This is a genomic window from Stutzerimonas nosocomialis (assembly GCF_005876855.1).
Classification (GTDB): Bacteria; Pseudomonadota; Gammaproteobacteria; order Pseudomonadales; family Pseudomonadaceae; genus Stutzerimonas; species Stutzerimonas nosocomialis.
The window spans coordinates 45490-52981 of record NZ_QLAE01000035.1 but is presented as its reverse complement, the minus strand read 5'-3'; the positions used below and the strand labels follow the sequence as shown (position 1 = coordinate 52981).

The window sequence follows — 7492 nt, the reverse complement described above, 5'->3', positions numbered from 1 at the left end:
TGTTGATTTGCACCCAAATTTGACCCGGGATTTGCATTGAATTTTGACCCACCCCTTGTTGTCAGAATTATGTCTCGATTTTCAGTTTGCGGGTCTGTTTTTCCTCCTGCTTATTCTGAGTTGAACTGTGTTTGAAGCGGTAACTTTCATTGCCGGTTTCCAGGATGTGGCAGTGGTGGGTTAGTCGGTCCAACAACGCTGTTGTCATCTTTTCATCGCCAAACACTCGGCTCCATTCCGAGAAGCTCAAGTTGGTGGTCAGTATCACGCTGGTTTTTTCGTACAGCTTTGAGAGCAGGTGAAACAGCAGTGCCCCACCGGTTTGGCTAAAAGGCAAATATCCCAGCTCATCCAGAATCACCAAATCGGCATACAACAGACGGTTTGCGATTTGTCCCTGACGCCCAGATGATTTCTCTTGCTCCAGTGCATTGACCAAATCCACGGTGGAGAAGAAACGCACCCGTCGGTTCAAGTGCATCACTGCTTGTGTACCAATGGCTGTGGCCAGGTGAGTCTTGCCTGTGCCTGGCCCACCAATCAGCACCACGTTCTGGGCTTGTTCCATGAAGTCGCACCGGTGCAATTGTTTGACCGTGGCCTCATTAACCAGGCTTTGACTGAAGTCAAAGCCCACCAAGTCCCGATACACGGGGAACTTGGCCACCCGCAATTGATAGTTCACCGAACGTACTTCACGCTCTGCCACTTCAGCTTTAATCAAGCTGTCCAGCATGGGCAAGGCTTGATTAAATGCTGGTGAATTCTGATTGCCCAACTCCTCAATGGCGTGTGCCATGCCAAAGAGTTTCAAGGATTTGAGGATTCTCACATGGCCTTCATGCTGCATCATGGGCTCTCCTTAAACTGTCATAGCGGTTCACGTTGGCCTGTGGTTCCAATGTCAGCCTTAACCCCTTGGGAATTGGAATCGGTTTGGGTGGAGGTTCTTCGGTCAAACGTCCCAACAGATTAAGCACATGCTCCTTCGATGGCTTGCCACACTCCAATGCCAATTCCACAGCACTGAGTACCGCACCTTCATCGTGGTGCAATACAAGGGCCAGAATTTCCACCATGTCACGGTCACCGCCGGGGCGTTGCAGCAAGATGGATTGAAGCTTCTTGAACGCGGGTGGCAATTCAGCAAATGGCGCACCATTGCGCAACGCCCCAGGTTTCTTCTGAAGCACAGACAAGTAATGGTGCCAGTCGTATTGTGTGTGGCCACGCCGAGCGTGGCCACTGCCAAACAATCTTGGATGCTCGGCAATGTGTTGGCCTTCGGCAGCCATCACCAGCTTGTCTGCATAAATCCGAAGGCTGATGGCCCTGTTGGCGTAACTGGCAGGAACGCTGTAGCGATTGCCCTCGTGGTGAACAAGGCAGGTTGAAGTGACTCGCTTGGTTTGCTCCACGAATGCATCAAAGGCATTGGGTAGCGCCATCAACTCGCCTTGTTCATCGGCAAAGGCCTCTTGCACGGTTTGGTCCAATTCGGGGTGGCGCAGCTCAGACCACAGCGCTTTGCAGCGATGCTCAAGCCACACATTCAAATCAGCAAGGCTTTGAAAGTCTGGTGCCCCTTGCCACAGGCGTTGGCGGGAATCCTGCACGTTCTTCTCAATCTGGCCTTTCTCCCAACCCGATGCTGGATTACAGAACTGCGCATCAAACAGGTAGTGGCTGACCATGGCAGTGAACCGCTGATTGACCCTGCGCTCTTTGCCACGCCCCACCGAATCCACAGCGGTCTTCATGTTGTCGTAGATGCCGCGCTTGGGAATGCCACCGAAGATTTGAAAGGCATGCCAGTGGGCATCAAACAGCATTTCATGTTTTTGCTGGTAGTAAGCCCGAAGCACAAAGGCCCGGCTGTGGGCCAACTTAAACTGGGCAATCTGAAGTTTGACCTGTTTGCCCGCTATGCGGGCAAAGTCCTCACTCCAATCGAATTGGAAGGCTTCGCCACAAGCAAAGCGCAAGGGGATGAAACAACCCTTGCCCGAGGTTTGCGCCTTGAACTGTTCGGAATCTTTCCACTGTCGGGCAAAGGCACACACTCGGTCATAAGACCCGGTAAAGCCCAAAGCGACCAAATCCCGGTACATGCTGCGCAGGTTTCTGCGCAGCTTCTTTGTCTTTTTGTGCTCGGTGGAGAGCCACTGCCTTAACTTGGGCTCAAAAGGACTTAACTTGCCAACGCTGTCTCGCGCTGGGTACTGCGGTTCAACCACCTTGCTTTGCAAATACTTGCGAACGGTGTTCCTGGACAGGCCGCTTCGTCGGGCTATTTCCCGAATCGACGCACCATCGCGAAAATGCCAGCGTCGAATTGCGCTCAATATCGCCACGTTTATCACTCCTTGATTTCTCCCGCCATATCCAGACGGGAAACAGTGTCATACGTGGGTCAAATTTCGACGCAAATCTTTACCCTAAGTGGGTCAATTTTAGATGCAACTCAACAGGCCATGCTGAGTGTGCGATGGTTGATCGCTTCCTCGCCGCTCTCCACGGCGACGATGGCCGCCGCCATCAGCAAGTGCGCCAGTTCCCCTATGGTGCCCTCGCTGCGTGTGAGCAGGTAGCGAGCCATGTCCAGCGTGGCAATTGGGGAAGGCCGGCGCAGCGGGAGCGAAGCGGCGAAGCTGGCCAGCAGTGAGCAGCAATCGTCGTTGGCCTCCCATACCGGCAGCATCATCGGCTCGAAGCGATTTTCCAACTGGTCATCGGAGCGGATGGCTAGGTAGGCGTCGCGCGTGCCTACCCCAACCAACGGGATGCGCAGTTCGTTGCCGAGGAAGCGCAGCAGGTTGAGGAATTCCCGGCGGTTGACGCTGTTGCCGGCCAGCACGTTGTGCAGCTCGTCGATCACCAGCATGCGCACGCCGACCTTGCGCAGCAGTGCCAGAGCCAGTTGCTCCATTTCCGGCAACCGTGGGCGTGGGCGCAGCGGCGCGCCCATCGCGGCGAGCAGCGCGACGTAGAAGCGGATCACGGACGGCTCGGACGGCATCTGCACGACCAACACCGGGATGTGCTCCTGGTCGGCGTCGGAGCTGGCCGGGTGGGTGCGGCGGAACTTCTCGACGATCATCGACTTGCCATTGTTGGTCGGGCCAACCAGCAGCAGGTTGGGCATGCGTTGCTTGTTTGGCCACGCATAAAGGGCTTCCAGCCGGTTCAGCGCCTCGACTGCGCGCGGATAGCCGATCCAGCGGTCGGCGCGAAGGCGCTGGATGCGCTCGTCCGCCGGAAGACGGGCCAAGCCCTGGGCCGCCGGCAGCAGGTGGGACAGGTCGATGATGGGATATTCGTCCACGGCTACCACTCCTCAATCTGGTCGAACGGTTTGGCGGGTGGCAAGTTGTCTGCCTGCGGGTCGGCAATATCCGTATCCGGCGGAACGGGCTTGTCCGGCCGAGCTGATGTCTTGAGGTGCTGGCGGCGATCCGCGTCACGCCGCGCCTTGCGTGTGGCCTTCTGCGCGCTGGTCACAATCTCACGCATCTGGCCGATCATGCGGAACAGCGCCGACTCATCCACCTGTTCGCGCCCTTGCTGCCGCAGTTTCGCCAGCGCCTGCCGTTGTTCCCAGAGGGTGACAGCCGGATGCGACAAGGTACGGTAGGGAATTTCCAGGTAATGCTGTCCCTCCGGTTCCAGGACCCAGATACGGCTGATGTCGCGCGGATCGCGCCGGATCAGAAAGGACGGCCAGCGTTCACGCCGCGCAATCCACGGCTTGAGCGCATCGGCGTAGTAGTGGATGTGGTCGATGACAAAGCCGGTGCGGGTCAGCGTGCGCCGGAGGATCGGCAGAAAATCGACCAGGAACGAAGTAGCGCGTGTGACGACGGCCGGTACGCCGACACGCGCCACGGCCTCGGCCCAGCGCGCGGCCGGCGGTTGGAGCAGGCCGTTGTGCACCGAACCGTGGTAGGTGCCGACCGCCAATGTGAGCCAGCGCTCTAGCTCGCGCAGCGTCAGGGCGGCCTTGTTTTCGGAATCGTAGTCGCCGCGCTGGTCAGGGTTGGAGAAGGTCGTTCCCGGCAGTTCGTCGTGAATCATCTGCATCGCCGTGCCGATGATCCGTTCCACGATGCCGCCATAGTGCGGCTGTCCCAGCGGGCGATAGTCCAGCCGGATGCCATGCTGCTCGCAACCCCGGCGCAGGGCCTCGCTCTTGAACTCGGCCGCGTTGTCTAGGTAGAGCAGCAAGGGCTTGCCGCTCATCTGCCAATCCATTTCCACGTTCAGTCCTTCCAGCCAAGGGCGCTTGTCGCAGGCGACATGCACGAGGCACAGGCCAACCGAAACGGCAGACGGCGCTTCCAGCGTGACGACCATGCCGAGCACGCAGCGGGTGAACACGTCGATGGCGAGGGTCAGGTACGGGCGGCCAATAGGTTGCCGGTCGCGGTCATCGACCACGATCAGGTCGATGACCGTATGGTCTATCTGCACCTGCTCCAGCGGCGCGGTCACGGCAGGAGGCTCGCCGCCCACACCTTGTAGGTCACGAGCGGCATCCTGGCCTTCCCGCCGGCGGATGACCTTGCGCGGGTCAAGGCTAGCGATCCGTAAGGCCACGGTATTGCGCGCCGGCACTCGCAGTTTTTGAGCCTTGCACACCTGAGTGACTTCGCGGTGAAAGGCCGCTAGGCTGCGCTTCTGCTTGGTCAGGAACCGCTTTTGCAGTAGCTCGTGGATGACGCGCTCGACCGGTTCCGGCAAGCGCCCCTTACCTTTACCTCCACCGGACTGGCCGGGCACCAGATCCGTCACGAGGCCGCTGCCTTGCCGGGCACGCCGGATCAGAACGTATACCTGGCGCCGAGACAAGCCCAGCGCCTGAGCCGCCATATCGGCCGCTTCGTGCCCGACCGTCTCCGACTGCGCCAACGGACTGATGATCTCCGCACGACGGCGCGCACGCTCCCAAGCCTCATCAGGCAGAGTGGCCACGCCTTGTTCTGGAATCCGTGGGGTGTCCGTCGCCATGCTCACCTCGCTTTGGTGCACACGAGTATTGAGCATAGTCGAGATTGGTGCAGATCACTTCTGATATTGAACTGTCAGGAGCTGGCTGCACAACAGCCATTACGCCCAATCAACTGGTGCAGTCGTCTTCTGAAAATGACATCCAGTTAGGGTATGCCTTAAATTGACGCTTCAGCACAAATTGAGTTTTAACTATAACGTGATGTAGAGTCTATTACATTCGCTATTCCTTGTTGACGAAGGAGCCCGTGCTTGAGCTTTCTTGCCCTATTCATCAGCCTGCCCACCAAGGCATCGACCGGCCGCATGCGCGCCTGGCGCTCCGTCAAGGCGCTGGGCTGCGCAACGCTGCGTGATGGGGTCTATCTGCTGCCCGACACGGCCGACAACGCCGCAGCGCTGGACGAAGTGGCGGCGCAGGCGGCGGAGGCCGGAGGCAGCGGCGAGGTCTATCGTCTGTCGGGGTGTGACGAAGCCCAGGAGGCTGCACTGCGCGCCCTGTTCGACCGTGGCGAGGAGTACGCCGGCATCGCCGAGGAGATCAAGGAGCTCGGACGGAGCCTGACATCCCTGGATGGCGCAGCCGCCGCACGCAAGCTCCAGGCGCTCGTGCGCCGCTTCGAGCAGGTGGCGCGCATCGACTTCTTCCCTGGCGAGGCGCAGCGCCAGACCTTGAAGCTGCTCGACGACCTGCGCGACGCGATCACCCGCCGCCTGTCTCCCGACGAGCCGACCGCCCGGGAGGCGGATGTTCCGCGGCTGGGCCGCTCCGACTATCAGGGCCGCACCTGGGCCACGCGGGCGCGCCCGTGGGTGGATCGGCTGGCCAGTGCCTGGCTGATCCGCCGGTTCATCGACCCGAGCGCTCGCATCGTCTGGCTGGCGAGCCCCTCCGACTGCAAAGCTGATTGGCTCGGCTTCGATTTCGACGGAGCGGCGTTCAGCCACGTCGGCACCAAGGTCACCTTCGAGACGCTGCTGGCGAGTTTCGGACTTGATTCCGCCCCTGCACTGGTACGTCTGGGCGAGCTCGTGCATTGCCTGGACGTGGGGGGACTCCCGGTCGCGGAAGCGCTGGGCATCGAAGCGCTGCTCGCCGGCCTGCGCGCATCCGAACCCGACGACGACGCGCTGCTTACCCGCGCGTGTGAAGTCTTTGACTGGCTACTCAAGAGTTACGAGGACAAAGCAACGTGAACGCCCCGACCAGACCTCAGACCGCTGCCACGACTGAAGCCGTCCCTCCAGCGATGAGCTACCTGCAGCTCTTCGCGCGCTTCCTCAAGTTCGGCTTGCTCGCATGGGGCGGGCCTGTGGCTCAGATCGGCATGTTGCGCCGCGAGCTCGTGGACGAGGAACGCTGGATCTCCAGCAGACGCTTCAACAAGCTGCTTGCGGTGATGCAGGTGCTGCCCGGACCCGAAGCGCACGAAATATGCGTTCATTTGGGCATCCGAGCGAAGGGGCGGCTTGGGGGCGTACTGGCGGGACTCGGGTTCATGCTTCCCGGATTCTTGCTGATGTTCGCGCTGTCCTGGCTGTACTTCCAGATCGAATTCGTGGGCACCTCGCTGGGCGCGGCGTTCCTTGGCGTGCAGGCGGCCGTGATCGCCCTGATCGTGCGCGCCGTGCACCGCATCGGCGAGCACATCCTGCTCGATCGCTGGTTGTGGGCCATTGCCATCGTTTGCGCGCTGGCCGCCATGGCTCGTGTCGACTTCTGGATCACCCTGCCGGCGAGCGGCCTGGTGTACGCCCTGCTCGTGCTGAAGCATCGAGTCTTGGCGCTGCTGGTGACACTGGGGGCGGTGGCGCTGGCCGCGGCCGTGGCTTTGTGGGCTGCGCCGGCGGCGAAGCTGGTGGAAACGGTCGTTCAAGGCCAGGCATCGGTGCTGCTCATCTTCGCCTCGGGCCTGAAGGCCGGCTTGCTCACCTTCGGCGGCGCCTACACGGCGATCCCGTTCGTTCGCAACGACGCCGTCGGGCGCGGGTGGATGACGGATGGGCAGTTCCTGGACGGCCTGGCACTGTCCGGTGTGCTGCCGGCACCCCTCATCATCTTCGCCACGTTCGTCGGCTATGTGGCAGGGGGGCCGATCGGGGCGGTGGCCATGACGGTGGGTGTCTTTCTTCCGGCCTTTGCGTTCTCGCTGATTTTCTACGACCGGCTGGAGGCGGTCGTGGAGAACAAACGGCTGCACGCGTTCCTGGACGGCGTCGCGGCCGGCGTAGTCGGCCTGATCGGCGCAACCACCCTCGACCTGGCGCAGGTCACGGCTGAACGTGTGCCATCGCTGACGATGGGCATGTCAATCTTCGCCGCAGGCTTGGCATTCCTTTATGCCTGGAAGAACAAGCTCAACGTCGTCGTCGTGATCCTCGCGGCGGGATTGGCGGGCTGGCTGGTGTTTCCGAACCAAGGCTGAATCTGATCGAGTCAGCCTTCGCCGCGCCGTTTCCGATCCACCCTACTGAGGAAGCCAAG

The 7492-nt window shown here is 60.6% G+C and carries 6 protein-coding genes; 2 read left to right on the top strand and 4 right to left on the bottom strand.

Going from position 1 to position 7492, the window contains the following annotated elements:
- Positions 1–67: 67 nt before the first annotated feature.
- The 4 genes from istB to DN824_RS18310 form a co-directional block, all read right to left on the bottom strand.
- The gene (gene istB / locus DN824_RS18325; protein WP_000983249.1) at positions 68–853 is read right to left on the bottom strand and encodes an IS21-like element IS1326 family helper ATPase IstB; all 786 of its coding nucleotides are present in this window, start codon (positions 851–853) and stop codon (positions 68–70) included.
- Positions 840–2363, bottom strand: a complete 1524-nt coding sequence (istA, locus tag DN824_RS18320) for an IS21-like element IS1326 family transposase (RefSeq protein WP_001324342.1) — start codon at positions 2361–2363, stop codon at positions 840–842. Before istA ends, istB begins: the two co-directional genes overlap by 14 nt.
- Before the next feature lie 101 nt (positions 2364–2464).
- On the bottom strand, positions 2465–3325 hold the full coding sequence (locus DN824_RS18315; protein ID WP_000344784.1) for a TniB family NTP-binding protein: 861 nt from the start codon (positions 3323–3325) through the stop codon (positions 2465–2467).
- 2 nt (positions 3326–3327) lie between these two features.
- Positions 3328–5007 carry a Mu transposase C-terminal domain-containing protein gene (locus tag DN824_RS18310; protein WP_000179844.1) on the bottom strand — a complete coding sequence of 560 codons (1680 nt, stop codon included), beginning with the start codon at positions 5005–5007 and terminating at the stop codon, positions 3328–3330.
- A 252-nt stretch (positions 5008–5259) separates the two neighbouring features.
- On the opposite strand from DN824_RS18310, the gene DN824_RS18300 reads away from it, so the two are divergent.
- Both DN824_RS18300 and chrA read left to right on the top strand, forming a co-directional pair.
- On the top strand, positions 5260–6204 hold the full coding sequence (locus tag DN824_RS18300; protein WP_126152496.1) for a chromate resistance protein ChrB domain-containing protein: 945 nt from the start codon (positions 5260–5262) through the stop codon (positions 6202–6204).
- Complete coding sequence (gene chrA / locus DN824_RS18295) at positions 6201–7433, top strand: chromate resistance efflux protein ChrA (RefSeq protein WP_174236539.1); 1233 nt, start codon at positions 6201–6203, stop codon at positions 7431–7433. Before DN824_RS18300 ends, chrA begins: the two co-directional genes overlap by 4 nt.
- Positions 7434–7492: the final 59 nt, after the last annotated feature.

Coding starts and splice junctions, on each gene's coding strand:
- istB (WP_000983249.1), bottom strand. CDS start 853: ATGATGCAGCATGAAGGCCATGTGAGAATCCTCAAATCCTTGAAACTC.
- DN824_RS18310 (WP_000179844.1), bottom strand. CDS start 5,007: ATGGCGACGGACACCCCACGGATTCCAGAACAAGGCGTGGCCACTCTG.